The organism is Pinisolibacter sp. DMC19, from assembly GCF_056313985.1.
In genome coordinates this window covers 487,609-504,566 of record NZ_JBQUZF010000001.1, presented here as the reverse complement: position 1 = coordinate 504,566, position 16,958 = coordinate 487,609, and the positions used below count along the sequence as shown (strand labels likewise).

The window sequence follows — 16,958 nt, the reverse complement described above, 5'->3', positions numbered from 1 at the left end:
AATTCCACAGATTTCCAAAGAAATAAGTTTAACTAATTGATTTTCAATTAGAATCACCAGAAATTCGTCGTCGGCGACGTCAGACTGTCGCATGTCGTGGTTAACGACGGGTTAATACTGATGACGTTACGTCGCCTCGCTTCGTGTTTTCGCGCGGCGATCACGACATGTCGGGGCCTTCGTCAGGGTAGTCGGGCAGCGTCGCGTCGAAGCCGTGCAGGAAGGCGCGACGGCTGCCGACCCAGATGTTGCGGGTCGGTCGACAGAGATCGGGTTCGTCGAGGGCGACGACGGCGACGTCGATCGTCTCGGTGGCGCCGGTCGGCAGGTCGTCGCGATGGTCGGCGGCGTCCGCCTCGAAGGCGAAGAAGAGCTGTGTGCCGCAGGTCGGGCAGAAGCCGCGTTTCGCCGCCGCCGAGGAGGCGTACCACGCCGGCTCGCCCTCGACCGTCAGGTCTTCGCGCGGCACCGTCGCCCAGGTGAGGAAGGCGGCGCCCGACGAGCGCTGGCAGATGCGGCAATGGCAGTGGCCGACGTCGGTCGGCACGCGGGCGAGGCGAAAGCGTATGCCGCCGCAGAGGCAGCCGCCGGAAGGTGCGTTCTCGCGCGCATCGCTCATCGGCCGGTCCTCCTCAATCGACGTCGAGATCGACCCAGACGGGGACGTGGTCGGAGGGCTTGTCCCAGCCGCGGACGTGCTTGTCGACGCCGACGGCGCGGAGGCGGTCGGCGGCCTGCGGGCTCATCAGGACGTGGTCGATGCGGATACCCTCGTCGCGCTGCCAGCAGCCGGCCTGATAGTCCCAGAAGGTGAAGACCTGGGCGTCGGTCGAGGCGCGCAGCGCATCGGTGAAGCCGAGGCCGAGCAGGCGGCGGAAGGCGGCGCGGCTCTCGGGCTGGAACAGCGCGTCGCCGAGCCAGGCCTTCGGGGTCTTGGCGTCGATCGGTTCGGGAATGACGTTGTAGTCGCCCATCAGGAGGAAGGGTTCCTCGAGCGCGAGGCGGCTGCGGGCATGGGCCTCGAGCCGCTCCATCCAGCGGAGCTTGTAGGGGAATTTCTCGCTGCCGAGCGGGTTGCCGTTGGGCAGATAGAGGCCACCGACACGCACGACGCCGGAGGGCACCGAGACGACCGCCTCGATATACCGCGCCTGCGGGTCGTCGGGATCGCCGGGGAGGCCGCGCGAGACGTCCTCGAGGCGGTGCTTCGACAGGATGGCGACGCCGTTGAAGCCCTTCTGGCCGTGGGTGGCGACGTGATAGCCGAGGCGCTCGAATTCGGCCGCGGGGAAGCCCTCGTCGACCGACTTGATCTCCTGGAAGCAGACGAGATCGGGGTTCGCCTCCTCGAGCCAGCGAAGGGCGGTTTCGAGGCGCGCCTTGACGCCGTTGATGTTCCAGGTGGCGATCTTCATGGGGAGACTCGGGGCCGGTTGATCCGTCGCCCCACGATAGCGGTCGCCGGCTTCCGGCGCACCGGTCTTTCGCCGCGAGGCGTCCCCGAGGACGTCCGCCGGGGGAGTGGCGGGCATCCTGCGGGGAGCGCGTCGGGCTCGGTCTCAGTTCTCGCCGCCGACGTTGTGCATCTCGATGTAGCGGTCGGCGTCGGTCTGCGCCTGGACCGGGGCCTGGATCTGCATCGCCTCGGCGGGCTTGGCGATGCGGGCGGCCTGACGGCCCTCGATCACGGTCGCGCTCGCAGCCGGGGTCTGGAGCGCCTTGTAGAAGGCCTGGTGGTCGTTGGCGACGCCGTCGGCGGCCTGAGCGGCACCGATCGAGGCGAGGAGGGCGGCCGCGGCAAAGATGTGCTTGGCGTAGGTCATGGTCGTTTCTTTCTGCTCGGGGGGATTGTCGTGGGCAGGCCGCGCGATCAGCGCGCCGAACCGGAGGTGCGGGTCTCGAGGTAGCGATCGACGGCCGCCTGCGGGGCGGTGGCGATCGGGGCGGCCTGGCGGCCCTCGATCACGGTGGTGGCCGCGGCCGGGGTCTGGAGCGCCTTGTAGAAGGCCTGATGGTCGTTGACGGCGCCGTCGGCGGCCTGGGCGGCACCGAAGGAAGCGACGAGGGCGGCGGCGGCGAGGATGGTCTTGGTGTAGGTCATGGTCTTGTCTTTCTTTCCGGGGGGAGGAAGTCGCGTGTCGGTCGGCCGGGTCAGCGGGCCGAACCGGAGGTGCGGGTCTCGAGGTAGCGGTCGACCGGCGCCTGCGGGGCGGTGGCGATCGGGGCGGCCTGGCGGCCCTCGATCACGGTGGTGGCCGCGGCCGGGGTCTGGAGCGCCTTGTAGAAGGCCTCGTGATCGTTGACGGCACCGTCGGCGGCGTGGGCGGCACCGACGGAGGCGAAGAGCGCGGCGGCGGCGAAGACGTGCTTGGCGTAGGTCATGGTCTTTTTTCCTTTCTCGACGGGGGCGGGTCGCTCGGGGCCCGTCCGATGAGTGGAAGATGGCCCCGACCCGGCGCGGTCGGTAGCCACCTAAAAAGCAACGGATTGTGCTCGTAGTGTGGACAGTACCGGCGAGTTTACCTTCATTGTTCATTCCGTGAATGGAATGTGAGATTTCGTGATGTCGTCGCGCCGTCGCGCGCGTTGCGAAACGGGGCGTGCGGCCGCATGCTCGAAGGACACGGTGGGGCTCTCTCGGAGAAGGTCGAGATGACGGATCATCGGACGGGACAGGCGACGCGTGGGACGCGTCCGGGACGCAGCGGTGCCGGCGGGCGATCGCTCGTCGCCGTCTTCGTCTTTCTGGCGTCGGCCGGGACGGGTCAGGCGATCGAACGCCGGGTGGTGATCGAACGCGACGGCCGCGGGCCGCTCTCGACCGTCGCCACCGGCCTCGCGGCGACGCGCTTCGCGGCGACCGGCGTGGTCGAATGCGGCGGCATGCGCGGCGTCGGCCAGCTGACCGGGGCGCGCGACGTCGTCACCTCGGCGGCGCATGTCTTCTTCGACGAGGAGGGACGGCCGCGGGCCGAGCACGGCGAATGCGTCTTCGTGGTCGACACCACGGCGGGGCGTCAGCGCATTCCTCTGGTGGCGGACAAGGCGCTGTGCGGCTCGACGTCCCCTTACGGCGCCTCCGGCCGCCACGACTGGGCGGCGGCGCGGCTCGCCCGGCCGGTGCCGGGGATTGCGGCCTATGCGGTCGGGCCCATGCCGAAACCGGGCGATCCGATCGCCGTCGTCGCCTTCGAACACGGACACAAGACCGTCGATCTCTGCCGGGTGCGCGACGTGCTGCCGGGCGAGGACGGCGCCGACGAGATTCGCACCGACTGCGTCGGCTTCGACGGCCTGTCGGGGGCGGCCTATCTGTCGCTCGCCGACGGTCGGGCTCCGCGCGTGGTCGGCGTCCACGTCGGCTTCCGCTCGAGTTCGCCGGACGAGGTGCAGCCCTATTCGGCGCGTCACTACACCTTCGGCACGTCGATCGGACGAGCGCTGCGCAGAGCGCTCGAGGCAGCGCGCTGAGCGCGCCGGGCCCTTCGGGCCGAACGTCGAGGACTCACATCGCGAAGGAGGTACCGCAGCCGCAGGTCGCGGTCGCCTGCGGGTTCTTCATCTTGAAGGCCTGACCCATCAGGTCGTCGACGAAGTCGAGTTCGGAGCCGGCGAGATATTCGGCCGAGACCGGATCGACCACCACGGTGGCGCCGTCCTTCTCGATGACGAAGTCGTCGTCGGCGCGCTCGGTCGTCAGCTCGAAGCCGTAGGAAAAGCCCGAACAGCCGCCGCCCTTGACCGAGATCCGCATGACGGTGCCTTCCGGCTCGTCGGAGACGACGAAGAGGATGCGCTTGGCCGCGGCGGCGGTCACGGCGATCGGGGTGGTCGTATCGGTCATGGTCGATCCTCGAAATCCTGTGCGTCGTGCTGAGGAGCCGCGCGTGGGACGCGCCGCCGTCATTCGCTTGAAACGCTTCCGTCGTCTCGATCAAATGCGATCACGCCCGCGAGAATCAAGTCCGCTCGCCGGGCAGTCGGCCCGAATAGGGGGCAGGGCGCGGATTTCGGAGGTCATTGTGGTGCATTTTTCGGAACGGGTCGGGCTCGGTGGCGAGGCGCGGGCGATCTTCGCGGTCGATCCTGCAGCGACGCGCGGGCGTCTCGTGCCCGAACCGGCGAGCCCGACGCGCACGCCCTATCAGCGCGATCGCGACCGCATCATCCATTCGACCGCCTTCCGCCGTCTCGCCCACAAGACGCAGGTGTTCCTGCCGCACGAGGGCGATCATTTCCGCTCGCGCCTCACCCACACGATCGAGGTGGCGCAGATCGCCCGCGCGCTCGCCCGCGCGTTCCGCCTCGACGAGGACCTCGCCGAAGCGCTGGCGCTCGGCCACGATCTCGGTCACACGCCCTTCGGCCATGCCGGCGAGCGCGCCATGGAGCGCGCCATGGCGGCGCACGGCGGCTTCGACCACAATGCCCAGACCCTGCGCATCGTCACCGGGCTCGAGCGGCGCTACGCCGACTTCGACGGGCTGAACCTGTCGTGGGAGGCGCTCGAGGGCCTCGTCAAGCACAACGGACCGCTCACCGACGGGGCAGGGCGGCCGCTTCCCCCCGCCCACGGGCAGCATCCGACGCCGGCGGAACTGCCCTTCGCCATCCGCGACTATGCGCGGCGGCAGGACCTCTGGCTCTCGACCTGGCCGAGCCTCGAGGCGCAGTGCGCGGCGATCGCCGACGACATCGCCTACGACGCCCACGACATCGACGACGGGCTGCGCGCCCGGCTGATCGAGATCGACGATCTCGCCGAGCTGCCGATCGTCGGCGACGCCATCCGCACGGTGCGTGGCCGCCATCCCGGGCTCGAGCGCGGTCGCCTCAAGCAGGAGGTGATCCGGCGCGTCATCACCGCCATGGTCGAGGACGTGATCGGCGAGACGCTCGCCCGGCTGGAGGACCAGTTGCCCTGCTCGGCCGACGAGGTGCGCCGGGCGGGCCGGGCGCTGGTCGCCTTCTCGGGCGCCACCGCGGCGGCGGACGTGGCGATCAAGACCTTCCTCTTCGCCCGCGTCTATCGCGCCGACTTCGTCATGACCAAGATGCGGGCGGCCGAACAGGTGGTGGAGGAGCTCTTCGCCGCCTTCATGGCCGATCCGGGCGCGCTGCCGGAGGAATGGCGCGGCGCCGATCGCGGCGATCCGGAGCGGCTCGCGCGGCGGATCTGCGACTACATCGCCGGCATGACCGACCGCTACGCCGTCAACGAACACCGCCGGGTGGTCGGCGGCACGCCGGAGCTGTGAGGGCGGGCGCACGGGCGGTCGGACAGGGCAGGACGGCGCGGCATACGCCTCCCTTCTCCCGCAGGGGGAGAAGGGAAGAAGCGGCCTCGGCGTTTGACGCTTCCGACGAATTGCGATAGCTCCCGGCGGCATGATTGCGCGCGTGTCGCGCGGGCTTTTCCGGCTTTCCCCGGCGAGGCCGACCAGAAAGAACGGTCGATACCATGGACATCTTCGCGGACTTCTCGGCGCGTGTGCGCGCGACCATCGAACGGCTCGGGTGGAAGGCCGCCGACGGCTCGGCGCTCGACCTCTCGCGCGTCGTCGTCGAGCCGCCGCGCGACGCCGCCCACGGCGATCTCGCCGTCAACGCCGCGATGGTGCTGGCGAAGCCGATGGGCCAGAACCCGCGCCAGCTCGCCATCCAGCTGATGGGCGAACTCGCCGCCGATCCCGACATCGCCGAGACCGAGGTCGCCGGCCCCGGCTTCCTCAACCTGCGCCTTGCGCCCGGCTACTGGGCGGGTTTCCTCGCCGGCGTGGTGCGCGCGGGCGACCAGTTCGGCCGCGGCGCGGCGGGCAAGGGCAAGGTCAACGTCGAATACGTCTCGGCCAACCCGACCGGGCCGATGCACGTCGGCCATTGCCGCGGCGCCGTCGTCGGCGACGCGTTGGCCAACATCCTGGCCTTCGCCGGCCACGACGTGACCAAGGAATATTACATCAACGACGCCGGCGCCCAGGTCGACGTGCTCGCCCGCTCCGCCCATCTGCGCTACCTCGAAGCGCTCGGCCGCGACATCGGCGAGATTCCGGAAGGGCTCTATCCCGGCGACTATCTGAAGCCGGTCGGCGCAGCGCTCGCCGCCGAGTTCGGCACCGCCTTCGAGGGCAAGCCCGAGGCCGAGTGGCTGGCGACCGTGCGCCAGAAGGCCATCGACGCGATGATGGCGATGATCCGCGAGGATCTCGCCGCCCTCAACGTCGTCCACGACGTGTTCTTCTCGGAGAAGAGCCTGCAGACCGGCCCCGAGGGCGACCGGGTGGCGCGCGCCATCGACACGCTGACCGCCGCCGGCCTGATGTACGAGGGCCGGCTCGAGCCGCCGAAGGGCCAGCTTCCCGAGGACTGGGAAGATCGTGAGCAGACGCTGTTCCGCTCGACGCAGTTCGGCGACGACGTCGATCGGCCGCTGAAGAAGTCGGACGGGTCCTATACCTATTTCGCTTCCGACATCGCCTATCACCTCGACAAGTACCTGCGCGGCTTCGCCAACCAGATCGACATCTGGGGTGCCGACCACGGCGGCTACGTCAAGCGGATGCAGGCGGCGGTCCGGGCGATCTCGGGCGACAAGGCGGCGCTCGACGTCAAGCTCTGCCAGCTGGTGAAGCTCTTCCGCGCCGGCGAGCCGGTGAAGATGTCGAAGCGCTCGGGCTCCTTCGTGACGCTGCGCGACGTGGTCGAAGAGGTCGGCGTCGACGCGGTGCGCTTCATGATGCTCTTCCGCAAATCCGACGCGCCGCTCGACTTCGACTTCCAGAAGGTCACCGAGCAGTCGAAGGACAACCCGGTCTTCTACGTCCAGTACGCGCACGCCCGCGTGCACTCGGTGATGAAGCAGGCGGCGGAGCAGCTGCCGGGCCTCGATCTTGCCGACGCGGGGCTGGCGGCGGCCGACCTGACGCTGCTGAACGACGCCGGAGAACTGGGCCTTCTCAAGAGGATCGCCCAGTGGCCGCGTGTCGTGGAGGGTGCGGCGGAAAGTCACGAACCGCACAGAATCGCGTTCTTCCTGCACGATCTGGCGTCCGATCTTCATGCCCATTGGAACAGGGGCAAGGATCTGCCACAATTACGCTTTGTTAACGTTGACGATCCATTGTCGTCCCATGCCCGACTGGCGATGGTGAAGGCCGTCGCCTCGGTTCTCGCGTCCGGGCTCGCGGTTCTCGGTGTCGGCGCTCCGAAGGAGATGCGCTGAGGAATCGGCGGTCGGGACGACGACAGGGGGGATGGCGGACCGCCGTCCCCGTCGACGAAAGGTGCCCGATCGATGTCCGATCCGCTGCGTCAGCCCCCCGCCTCCGGCCAGCGCGCGCCGACCGATCTCGGTCGCGGCGGGCGCAACGGCGTCGCCGACGAGGATCCGCTGGCCGAACTCGCCCGTATCCTCGGCGAGACCATGCACCCGGTGCGGCCGGAGAACCTCGTCGAGGTCGGCCGCCGCTCGCTGCCGCAACGTCCGGCGCCGCAGCAGGTCTCCGAACTCGAGGCCGAACTGTTCGAGACGCTGCGTTCGTCCGTCGCGCCCGAGGAGCGGGTGCGCGGGTCGTTCGAGCGCGAGGTCGCGCCGGTCATCCCGCAGCATCCCGTCGACGATCACGACATCGCCTCGATCGGCGCCTGGGCGGCGCCCGAACCCGAGCCGCAGCCGGTGGCGATCGTCCGCGAGGCGCCGCGCGCCACGCCGCAGCCGGTTCGGTCGGCGCAGGTGCCGGCGAGCGAACGGCTGCCCGAGGCCTATTTCCAGCAGGCCCGCATGATGCAGGCCGCCGCCGCGCCGGTCGCCCCGCCGCAGCCGCCGGTGGCGCAGGCTCCGGTCCCGACCCCGGCGCAGGTCCGTACGCAGACCGAGGCCGCCGATCCGCGTTGGGCCGACTACTACGCCTACGACGACGGCATCTCGGCCGGCAGCTACGATCCGGCCTTCGATCATCCGGCGCCCGCGCCGGCGGTCGATCTCGATGCGGCCTTCGCCGCCGAGATCCGGCGCAATCGTGACGTCCCCGGCCGCGAGGCGGCGGCGCGCGAACCGACCTTCGACGACTTCGATCAGGCGGCGATCGCCGCCGCGGCGCGCGAGGCCTCGCCCTATGCGGCCGAAGGGGCGGTGATCCGTCCCCATTCCGACCGCGAGGAATACGCGGTGCGGCAGATGCCGCGCGAGGGCGGTGGCAAGGGCTTCCGCATCGCCGCGACGCTGGTCGGCCTGATCCTGCTCGGCGGCGGCGGTCTGGCGGCGTGGAAGACGATGGGATCGGGCGGCGTCGGTGCGCCGACGGTGATCCTGTCGGACGGCAAGCCGCTCAAGATCCTGCCCGATCCGACCAAGGCGGCGCCGGGCGACGACGAGATCACGCTGAAGCGCGACACCTCGGTCGCCGGCTCCAAGATCGTCAGCCTGCAGGAAGATCCGGTCGAGCATGTCCCCGGCCGCACCTCCGACGGTCGCGAGGTCCGCGTCATCAATCCCGGCGCGCCGCGTGCGGCGTCCGCCGATCAGCCCCATTCGGTGAAGACCGTGGTGGTGCGCCCGGACGGCTCGATCGTCTCCGACGAGCCGCCGAAGCCGGTCGTGACATCGGTGCCGATCGTCTCGGCGATGCCGCCGCAGGCCGAGCCGCCGATCACGGCGACCCCGCCGACGCCTACACCGCCGAAGGTCTCGGCCGTGCCGCCGGTCGCCGCCCAGCCGCCCGCCGCGGCGCCTTCGTCGGCGCTGCCGCCGGTGCCGCGGGCCTCGCCCGATGCGCCGGCGCCGATCAAGACGGTGACGGTCACGCCGGTCCAAGTCGCGCCGCCGACCCCGGCGCCGGTGCCGAAGGTCGCGCCGGTCCCGACGGTGCCGCAGGCTGCCCCGCCGCTGCCGCCGACCCATGCTGCGGCACCGGTCAAGACTGTGGCGACCACCCCGATCGTACCGCCCAAGCCCGCCACGCCGCCCAAGCCGGCGACGACGAACGCCTCGACGGGTGCGCCGATGGCGCTCGGCGCGGTGCCGCCGAAGCTCGCCTCGGCCCAGCCGCCGCAGGCGACCCCGCCGAAGCCCGTCGCGCCGCCGCAGCAGCTCGCCCCGCCGCCGGCGCCCGCCGCTTCGGGTGGTGGCGACTGGATGGTGCAGCTCTCGGCCTCCGGGTCGGACGCCGCCGCGCGTTCGTCCTTCGCCACCGCGCAACGCAAGCATCCGGCGCTCGCCGGCAAGGCGGTCGACGTCCAGCGCGCCGATCTCGGCGCCAAGGGCGTCTACTTCCGGGCCCGCGTCGCCGCCGGTTCGCGCGAGGCCGCGGTCGCGCTGTGCCAGCAGATCCAGTCGCAGGGCGGCCAGTGCATGGTGACCCGGCGCTGATCGATCCTCGACGTCGCACATCCCGGGCCGGCCGCGGCATTCCCACGACCGGCCCGTATCGTCTCTCGCCCACCGAGATTTCAGCCAGATGCCCGTTTCCGCCTTCATCACCGGCTGCGCCGGTACCACGCTTTCGGCCGAGGAAGTCGCTTTCTTCCGCGAGACGCGGCCGTGGGGCTTCATCCTGTTCAAGCGCAACTGCGAGACGCCGGAGCAGATCCGCGCCCTGACCGCGGCGCTGCGCGAAGCGGCCGACCGGCCCGATGCGCCGATCCTGATCGATCAGGAGGGCGGCCGCGTCCAGCGGCTCGGGCCGCCGCACTGGCCGGCCTATCCGACGGGCCGCACCTTCGGCGAACTCTGGCAGCGCGATCGCCGCGCCGGCCTCGCCGCGGCGCGGCTCGGTGCCCGGCTGATCGCCGCCGATCTCTTAGAGCTCGGCATCGACGTCGACTGTCTGCCGCTGCTCGACGTGCCGGTCGAGGGCGCCCACGACGTCATCGGCCATCGCGCCTACGGGCTCGCTCCCGACGTCGTCTCGCAACTCGGCCGCGCCGCCGCGACAGGTCTCCTCGACGGCGGCGTGCTGCCGGTGATCAAGCACATTCCCGGCCACGGCCGCGCCGGCGTCGACAGCCATCTGGCGCTGCCGGTGGTGACGACCGACCGGGCGACGCTGGAGGCGACCGACTTCGCGCCGTTCAAGTCGTGCGTCGACCTGCCGCTCGCCATGACCGCCCACGTCATCTACGCCGCGATCGACGCGGAGAGGCCCGCGACCACCTCGAAGACGGTGATCGACGAGGTGATCCGCGGCCACATCGGCTACGACGGCTGTCTGATGTCGGACGACGTCTCGATGCAGGCGCTCTCCGGCACGATCGGCGAACGCACCGCCGCCTCGCTCGCCGCCGGCTGCGATCTGGTGCTCCACTGCAACGGCAAGCTCGACGAGATGCGCGAGGTCGCCGTCCATTGCCGGCCGCTCGAGGGCAGGGCGCTCGACCGGGCGCTCCGGGCCGAGGCCATGCGTCGCAGACCGGACGGATTCGACCGCGAAGCGGCGCGCGCGGAATTCGCCCGATTGACGGGAGCCCCCCTGGTCTGAAACATCCCCGTCGGGGGCGACGGGGATGGACGTGACGGGCAACGACAGCGACGCGAGGGCCGACGACGGCATCGCCGACGGCGACGACTGGTCGAAGCCGCCGCGCCTCGACGTGTCGGAACGCGCCGAGACGGACGAAGCGGCGCCGCTTTCCGACGAGGCGCTGCACGTCGACCTCGACGGGTTCGAGGGGCCGCTCGACCTTCTCCTCACGCTGGCGCGCAATCAGAAGGTCGATCTGGCGCGGATCTCGATCCTGCAACTGGTCGACCAGTATCTCGCCTTCGTCGAACGGGTGCGGGCCAAGCGCCTCGAGATCGCCGCCGACCATCTCGTGATGGCGTCGTGGCTGACCTATCTGAAATCGCGTCTTCTGCTGCCCAAGCCGCCGGAAGACGACGAGCCGAGCGGCGAGGAACTCGCCGCGCTGCTCGCCTTCCGCCTGCGCAAGCTCGAGGCGATGCGAGCGCGATCGACCGAACTCCAGGCGCGGCCGCAGGTCGGGCGCGACGTCTTCCTGCGCGGCATGCCGGAGGCGACCGTCGCGGTCGTCCGGCCGGCGTGGGAGGCGAGCCTGTTCGATCTCCTGTCGGCCTATGCCGGTTTCCGCCAGCGCTCGCTCGTCAACGAGGTCCGGGTCAAGGCGCGGCACGTGTGGTCGCTGGTCGAGGCCCGCGCCATCCTCGAGCGGCTGATCGGGCCGCTCGTCGACTGGGTGCCGCTCGACCGGCTCGTCGCCCTCGACGTCGAGCCGGAGGCGCGCGCCGGGGTGATCGCCTCGAGCTTCGCCGCCAGCCTCGAGATGGTGCGCGAGGGCGTCATCGACTTGAGCCAGTCCGAGGCCTTCGCGCCCCTGATGTTGCGTCCGCGCGAGGCGGGGGCAGGGGGCGACGAGGCCGAGGACGATCAGAACGGAGAGGTCGCATGAGCGACGACATCGACGATCTCGACGACGAAGAGGGCATGCCGCCGCCCGGCGACGTGCTCGCATCCTTGCGCGAACGCGACGCGGCGCGGCTGATCGAGGCGGCGCTCTTCGCCGCCGCCGAGCCGGTCTCGGCCGAGGCGCTGGCCGATCTGGTCGGGCCGGGGATCGACGTCGCGGCGGTGCTCGCGGCGCTGGTCGAGGACTATCGCGGCCGCGGCGTCGAACTCGTCCGCGTCGCCGAGAAATGGCTCTTCCGCACCGCCGCCGATCTCGCGCCGCGGCTGACGCGCGAGGAGAGCGAGCCGCGCAAGGTCGGCCGTGCGGCGCTCGAGGTGCTGGCGATCGTCGCCTATCACCAGCCGGTGACGCGCGCCGAGATCGAGCAGATCCGCGGCGTGTCGATGTCCAAGGGCGTGCTCGACCAGTTGCTCGAAGCCGGCTGGATCCGCATGCGCGGCCGCCGACGGACGCCGGGGCGGCCGATCACCTGGGGGACGACCGACGGGTTCCTCGTCCATTTCGGCCTCGAGAGCGTGCGCGATCTGCCCGGTCTCGAAGAGTTGAAGGCGGCGGGTCTGCTCGAGGGGCAGATCCCGGCCGGCTTCCACCTGCCGATGCCGGTCGAGGGCGAGGCGCTGACGGCGGACGAGGACCCGCTGGAAGAGGGAGATCTCGCCCTGCTGCTCGCCGAGGTGGAACCCGACGAAGACGGTTGACGCGGGGGCCGGGATCACCATGTCCACAGAGCCCGCGGCCGGTTGCGGGGGTGGGGGCTTTTTGCAATAGTGCCCCCGCCGCAGTCCGGGGCGCGAGGCGTCCCACTTGGAGAGTTCGACATGGGTTCCTTGAGCATCTGGCACTGGCTGATCGTCCTGGCGGTCGCCCTCCTGTTCTTCGGCGGCAAGGGCAAGATCTCCGACCTGATGGGTGATTTCGCCAAGGGCATCAAGAGCTTCAAGAAGGGTCTTCAGGACGACGACGTCGCCCAGACGCCGCCGAAGGCGATCGACGCCAAGGCCGGCGAGACCGTTCCGACCGAAGACAAGTCCAAGACGGCGGGCTGATCGCGGTAGGCTCCCGCAGGCGCGGGAGCCCATCGTTCGACGCGGCTTCGTGCCGCTCTCCGGCCGGGGCTCGTCCCCGGTCCGTCTGCCAGACCGGGGCCGCGTGAGGCCCACGGTCCCCCAGAGGCGTTCACGATGCTCGGGCTGGATTTCTCCGAAATCATCATCATCGGCGTGGTGGCTCTGGTGGTCGTCGGACCCAAGGAGTTGCCGCAGATGATGCGCACCGCCGGTCAGTGGATCGGCAAGGCGCGTCGCATGGCGGCCGAATTCCAGGGGCAGATGAACGAGGCGATCCGCGAGGCGGAACTCGACGACGTCCGCAAGAGCGTCGACGACCTGCGTTCGCTCTCGCCGAAGAACCTCATCGCCGAACAGTTCGCCTCGGTGTCGCAGACCCTCGACGAGGTCAAGCGCGACACCGACGCCCAGATCGCCGACATCAACGCCTCCGCCCAGTCCTTCGCCGCCGCGCAAGTCGCCGCGGAGCCCGATCCGGCCGCCGAGGCCGAGGTCGCCGCGCGTATCGACGACATGGCGAGCGTGCAGAGCTACGAGCCGGCGCCGCTCGACCTGACGGCCTTCGCGGCCCCGGCCGCCGAGGCCGAGCCGGTGGCGGTGGCCGCGGCGGAGACGCCCGCGGAAGAGGCGCCGGCGAAGCCGAAGCGCGTGCGCAAGAAGAAGACCGAGACAGTCGCGGAGACCGGCGAGGCATGAGCGACATCGACGACATCGAATCCTCGCGTGCGCCGCTGATCGAGCACCTGATCGAGCTCCGGTCGCGGCTGATTCGCGCCCTCCTGACGCTGGTCGTGGCCTTCTTCGTCTGCTTCGCCTTCGCCAAGCCGATCTACAACTTCCTCGTCTGGCCCTACGATTTCGTCATTCGGCGGATGACGGGCAAGGCGGCGACGATGATCTTCACTGCGCCGCAGGAATTCTTCATCACCCAGATCAAGGTGGCCTTCTACGGGGCGCTGATCATCGCCTTCCCGATGATCGCGACGCAGCTCTACAAGTTCGTCGCGCCGGGGCTCTACAAGCACGAGAAGCGGGCCTTCCTGCCCTATCTCGTCGCCACGCCGGTGTTCTTCCTGCTCGGCGCCGGCCTCGTCTACATCCTCTTGCCGATGGTGCTCGGCTTCTTCGCCGGCATGCAGCAGGTCGACGGCGACGGCATCAAGATCGAGCTCCTGCCGAAGGTCTCGGAATATCTGTCGCTGATCATGTCGCTGACGGTCGCCTTCGGTCTCGTCTTCCAGCTGCCGGTCGTGCTGACGCTGCTCGGCCACATCGGGGTGGTGACCTCCAAGGGGCTGCGCGAGAAGCGGCGCTGGGCGATCCTCATCGCCTTCGTCGTCGCGGCGGTGCTGACGCCGCCCGATCCGATCTCCCAGATCTCGCTTGCGGTGCCCACCATCCTCCTCTACGAACTCACCATCTTCGCCGTGAGGATGGTGGAGCGTCGGAAGGAAGAGCCGGAAGAACGGCTCGAATCCTCGGGTACGGACATCGTGCCGCGCGACTGATCCCTCCGGCTTTCGACCGGCGCCACGCGCGTCGGTCGCCCCGGCCCTGAGGACAGTCCCATGCACGACATCAAGTGGATCCGCGAAAACGCCGAAGCCTTCGACGCCGCGCTCGCCAACCGCAACAAGGCGCCGCTGTCGGCCGAGGTTCTGGCGCTCGACGAGAAGCGCCGCGCCCACCTCACCCGTCTGCAGGAGCTCCAGGCCAAGGCCAACGCCTCGGCCAAGGCGATCGGCATGGCGATGGGCAAGAAGGACCTCGCCACCGCCGAGGCGCTGAAGGCCGAGGTCGCGGCGATCAAGTCCGAGATCCAGGCGGGCGAGGCGGAAGAGCGCACCATCGAACAGGCCGTCACCGATCTGCTCGCCGGCATCCCCAACGTTCCGGCGAGCGACGTGCCGGTCGGCAAGGACGAGGCCGACAACGTCGAGATCCGCCGCTGGGGCACGCCGAAGAGCTTCGACTTCGCCCCCAAGCAGCATTTCGAGATCGGCGAGACGCTCGGTCAGATGGACTTCGAGGCGGCGACCAAGATCTCGGGCGCCCGCTTCGTGCTTCTGAAGGGCAAGCTGGCGCGGCTCGAGCGGGCGCTCGGCCAGTTCATGCTCGACCTCCACGTCGACCACCACGGCTACACCGAAGTGAACCCGCCCTTCCTGGTGAAGAGCGAGTCGGCCTACGGCACCGGCAACCTGCCGAAGTTCGCCGAGGATCTGTTCCGCACCGAGAACGGCTTCTGGCTGATCCCGACGGCGGAAGTCCCGGTCACCAACATCGTCCGCGACGAGATCGTGGAAGAAGCAAAGCTCCCCTTCCGCTTCACCGCCTGGACGCCGTGCTTCCGTTCGGAGGCGGGTTCGGCCGGTCGCGACACGCGCGGCATGATCCGGCTGCACCAGTTCCCCAAGGTCGAGATGGTGTCGATCACCACGCCGGAGACCTCGGAGGCCGAGCACGAGCGCATGACTCAGGCTGCCGAAGACGTGCTGCAGAAGCTCGGGCTGCCCTATCGCACCATCGTGCTCTGCACCGGCGACATGGGCTTCTCCTCGCGCAAGACCTACGACATCGAGGTCTGGCTGCCGGGGCAGGACGCCTATCGCGAGATCTCGTCCTGCTCCAACTGCGGCGACTTCCAGGCCCGCCGGATGAACGCCCGCATGCGTCCGACCGAGGGCAAGGGCACGCGCTTCGTCCACACGCTCAACGGCTCGGGCGTGGCGGTCGGCCGCTGCCTGGTGGCTGTGCTGGAGAACTACCAGAACGCCGACGGCTCGGTGACGGTGCCGGAGGTGCTGCGCCCCTACATGGGCGGGCTCGAGCTGATCACGCCCTGAGGCAGGGGGCGGCCTTCCTTCTCCCCTTGCGGGAGAAGGTGCCCGAAGGGCGGATGAGGGGTGTCGCGCGTCAGCGCGAAGCCTCGCCGCCTCGTGGAGCGGGCTGACGCCCGCGCCCCCTCATCCGGCGCTTGCCGCGCCACCTTCTCCCGCGAGGGGAGAAGGGAAGGGCCTCACGTGCGGCGATGTCGTCGCCCTGCGAACGAATCGGCGGATGGGACGCGGCCCCGCGTCCGACGCCTTGTCGGGGGCGGAGGGGGACACTACGTTTGCCTCGCCGTCACCGCTCCGGTGCCGAAAACGAGGGATTCGCCCATGTCCGCCGATCATCCGACCGACGACCGCTCAAAAAATGAGCACGGCGCTTCCGCCGGAGCGGCGGGTGCGGGGCGTTATCCGCCGGGTTACGACCCGGTCACCCACACCTACACGCCGCCGATCGGTCCCGACGGCAAGCCGATCTATCCGCCGGGTTACGATCCCGTCACCCACACGTTCAAGCGCCCCGAGGCGCCGGCGGGGCAGGGTGCGCAGGGCCACGGTGCGCCGGGGCACGGCGGCCAGGGCTACGGTGGTCAGAGCGGTTACGGCGGCTACGGCGGCGAGCATCGGGCCGAGGCGATCGAGGGCTGCCCGATCGATCACGAGCATCTCCATGCCTACCAGCACGTGCCGCCGGCGCTCGATCAGGACGGCGATCGCCGCACCATGATCGTCACCGGTGCGAGCCGCGGCATCGGCCATTCGATCGTGCGCAAATTCGCCGATCAGGGTTGGCGCATCATCACGATTTCCCGCCACGCCTTCGAAGGAAACCGCTGTCCGTGGGAGGCGGGGCCGGAAGATCACGTCCAGTGCGACCTCGGCGACCGCGAGCAGGTGCCGTTGGCGATGATCGACATCAAGCGCCGCATCGGCAACGGCAAGCTGCATGCGCTGATCAACAACGCCGGCATCTCGCCCAAGGGACCCAACGGCGAGCGGCTGAACTCGCTGACCACGCCGATGATGAGCTGGATGCAGGTGTTCCACGTCAATCTGCTGGCGCCGATCATGCTCGCCAAGGGCCTGTTCGACGAGCTGAAGGCGGGGCGCGGGTCGGTCGTGAACATCACGTCGGTGGTCGGCAGCCGCGTCCATCCCTTCGCCGGCACCGCCTACGCCACCTCCAAGGCGGCGCTGACGGCGCTGACCCGTGAGATGGCGAACGACTATGCGCCGCACGGTATTCGCGTCAATGCGATCGCCCCGGGCGAAATCATCACCGACATCCTGTCGCCGGGCACAGAAGAAAAATTCCTGCCGCTCATCCCGATGAAACGTCTGGGGCGGCCGGAAGAAGTGGCGGAACTCGTCCACTTCCTCTGCTCGGAAGCTTCGTCCTACATCACTGGCGAACAGATCAACATCAACGGTGGCCAGCTTCTCTGATAGACCACGTTGCTGCGGCGCAGCAAACTATCGTATACGAAACGATAGACTTGGCCTTGCGTGTTTCCGCGTAGGGCTTTTTGGAATTAATGCAATTCGTTTGTGCAATCCGACCGGAATCATGACGCCAAAAGCGGCGTGACATTTCGGCGGTCGGCGCGCAGCATCTTTCCGTTCCAGCAGATCTTTCGAG

18 protein-coding genes are annotated in these 16,958 nt (G+C 69.5%); 12 read left to right on the top strand and 6 right to left on the bottom strand.

Translation table 11 applies throughout. From position 1 onward, the window contains the following. Nucleotides 1-160: 160 nt before the first annotated feature. The 5 genes from ACT53U_RS02230 to ACT53U_RS02210 form a co-directional block, all read right to left on the bottom strand. Nucleotides 161-619 carry a GFA family protein gene (locus ACT53U_RS02230; RefSeq protein ID WP_476152380.1) on the bottom strand — a complete coding sequence of 153 codons (459 nt, stop codon included), beginning with the start codon at nt 617-619 and terminating at the stop codon, nt 161-163. A 13-nt stretch (nt 620-632) separates the two neighbouring features. Continuing rightward, complete coding sequence (gene xth, locus ACT53U_RS02225) at nt 633-1,415, bottom strand: exodeoxyribonuclease III (protein WP_476152378.1); 783 nt, start codon at nt 1,413-1,415, stop codon at nt 633-635. 144 nt (nt 1,416-1,559) lie between these two features. Then, nucleotides 1,560-1,823, bottom strand: a complete 264-nt coding sequence (locus tag ACT53U_RS02220) for a hypothetical protein (RefSeq protein WP_476152376.1) — start codon at nt 1,821-1,823, stop codon at nt 1,560-1,562. Between the two features lie 47 nt (nt 1,824-1,870). Continuing rightward, entirely contained in the window at nt 1,871-2,101 is a 231-nt protein-coding gene (locus ACT53U_RS02215; protein WP_476152374.1) for a hypothetical protein, read from the bottom strand. 50 nt (nt 2,102-2,151) lie between these two features. Next, the gene (locus tag ACT53U_RS02210) at nt 2,152-2,382 is read right to left on the bottom strand and encodes a hypothetical protein (RefSeq protein ID WP_476152372.1); all 231 of its coding nucleotides are present in this window, start codon (nt 2,380-2,382) and stop codon (nt 2,152-2,154) included. 270 nt (nt 2,383-2,652) lie between these two features. Here ACT53U_RS02210 and ACT53U_RS02205 point away from each other — a divergent pair, with 270 nt between their 5' ends. Next, nucleotides 2,653-3,471, top strand: coding sequence for a hypothetical protein (locus tag ACT53U_RS02205; protein WP_476152370.1), 819 nt, complete (start codon nt 2,653-2,655; stop codon nt 3,469-3,471). Between the two features lie 34 nt (nt 3,472-3,505). Here ACT53U_RS02205 and erpA read toward each other — a convergent pair whose 3' ends face one another. After that, a complete protein-coding gene (gene erpA / locus ACT53U_RS02200; RefSeq protein WP_476152368.1) occupies nt 3,506-3,844 on the bottom strand; it encodes an iron-sulfur cluster insertion protein ErpA in 339 nt (112 codons plus the stop codon). Between the two features lie 181 nt (nt 3,845-4,025). Between erpA and ACT53U_RS02195 the strand changes: the two genes are divergently transcribed. The 11 genes from ACT53U_RS02195 to ACT53U_RS02145 all read left to right on the top strand — a co-directional run bounded on the left by ACT53U_RS02195 (nt 4,026) and on the right by ACT53U_RS02145 (nt 16,765). Continuing rightward, nucleotides 4,026-5,258, top strand: a complete 1,233-nt coding sequence (locus ACT53U_RS02195; protein ID WP_476152366.1) for a deoxyguanosinetriphosphate triphosphohydrolase — start codon at nt 4,026-4,028, stop codon at nt 5,256-5,258. 203 nt (nt 5,259-5,461) lie between these two features. Continuing rightward, nucleotides 5,462-7,222, top strand: a complete 1,761-nt coding sequence (argS, locus tag ACT53U_RS02190; protein ID WP_476152364.1) for an arginine--tRNA ligase — start codon at nt 5,462-5,464, stop codon at nt 7,220-7,222. A 72-nt stretch (nt 7,223-7,294) separates the two neighbouring features. Next, complete coding sequence (locus ACT53U_RS02185; protein ID WP_476152362.1) at nt 7,295-9,367, top strand: SPOR domain-containing protein; 2,073 nt, start codon at nt 7,295-7,297, stop codon at nt 9,365-9,367. An 88-nt stretch (nt 9,368-9,455) separates the two neighbouring features. Beyond that, on the top strand, nt 9,456-10,475 hold the full coding sequence (gene nagZ, locus ACT53U_RS02180; protein WP_476152360.1) for a beta-N-acetylhexosaminidase: 1,020 nt from the start codon (nt 9,456-9,458) through the stop codon (nt 10,473-10,475). Nucleotides 10,476-10,500: 25 nt separating this feature from the next. Continuing rightward, nucleotides 10,501-11,403 carry a segregation and condensation protein A gene (locus tag ACT53U_RS02175; RefSeq protein WP_476152358.1) on the top strand — a complete coding sequence of 301 codons (903 nt, stop codon included), beginning with the start codon at nt 10,501-10,503 and terminating at the stop codon, nt 11,401-11,403. Further along, on the top strand, nt 11,400-12,119 hold the full coding sequence (gene scpB, locus ACT53U_RS02170; protein ID WP_476152356.1) for an SMC-Scp complex subunit ScpB: 720 nt from the start codon (nt 11,400-11,402) through the stop codon (nt 12,117-12,119). Before ACT53U_RS02175 ends, scpB begins: the two co-directional genes overlap by 4 nt. A 120-nt stretch (nt 12,120-12,239) precedes the next feature. Continuing rightward, the gene (locus ACT53U_RS02165) at nt 12,240-12,467 is read left to right on the top strand and encodes a twin-arginine translocase TatA/TatE family subunit (RefSeq protein WP_476136382.1); all 228 of its coding nucleotides are present in this window, start codon (nt 12,240-12,242) and stop codon (nt 12,465-12,467) included. A 135-nt stretch (nt 12,468-12,602) separates the two neighbouring features. Then, a complete protein-coding gene (tatB, locus tag ACT53U_RS02160; RefSeq protein ID WP_476152354.1) occupies nt 12,603-13,184 on the top strand; it encodes a Sec-independent protein translocase protein TatB in 582 nt (193 codons plus the stop codon). Further along, nucleotides 13,181-13,996: a twin-arginine translocase subunit TatC gene (gene tatC, locus ACT53U_RS02155; RefSeq protein WP_476152352.1), complete on the top strand. Its 816-nt coding sequence runs from the start codon at nt 13,181-13,183 to the stop codon at nt 13,994-13,996. Before tatB ends, tatC begins: the two co-directional genes overlap by 4 nt. Before the next feature lie 60 nt (nt 13,997-14,056). After that, on the top strand, nt 14,057-15,334 hold the full coding sequence (serS, locus tag ACT53U_RS02150; protein ID WP_476152350.1) for a serine--tRNA ligase: 1,278 nt from the start codon (nt 14,057-14,059) through the stop codon (nt 15,332-15,334). A gap of 669 nt (nt 15,335-16,003) precedes the next feature. Further along, nucleotides 16,004-16,765 (top strand): SDR family NAD(P)-dependent oxidoreductase, encoded by a 762-nt coding sequence (locus ACT53U_RS02145; RefSeq protein WP_476153039.1) that lies wholly within the window; start codon nt 16,004-16,006, stop codon nt 16,763-16,765. Nucleotides 16,766-16,958: the final 193 nt, after the last annotated feature.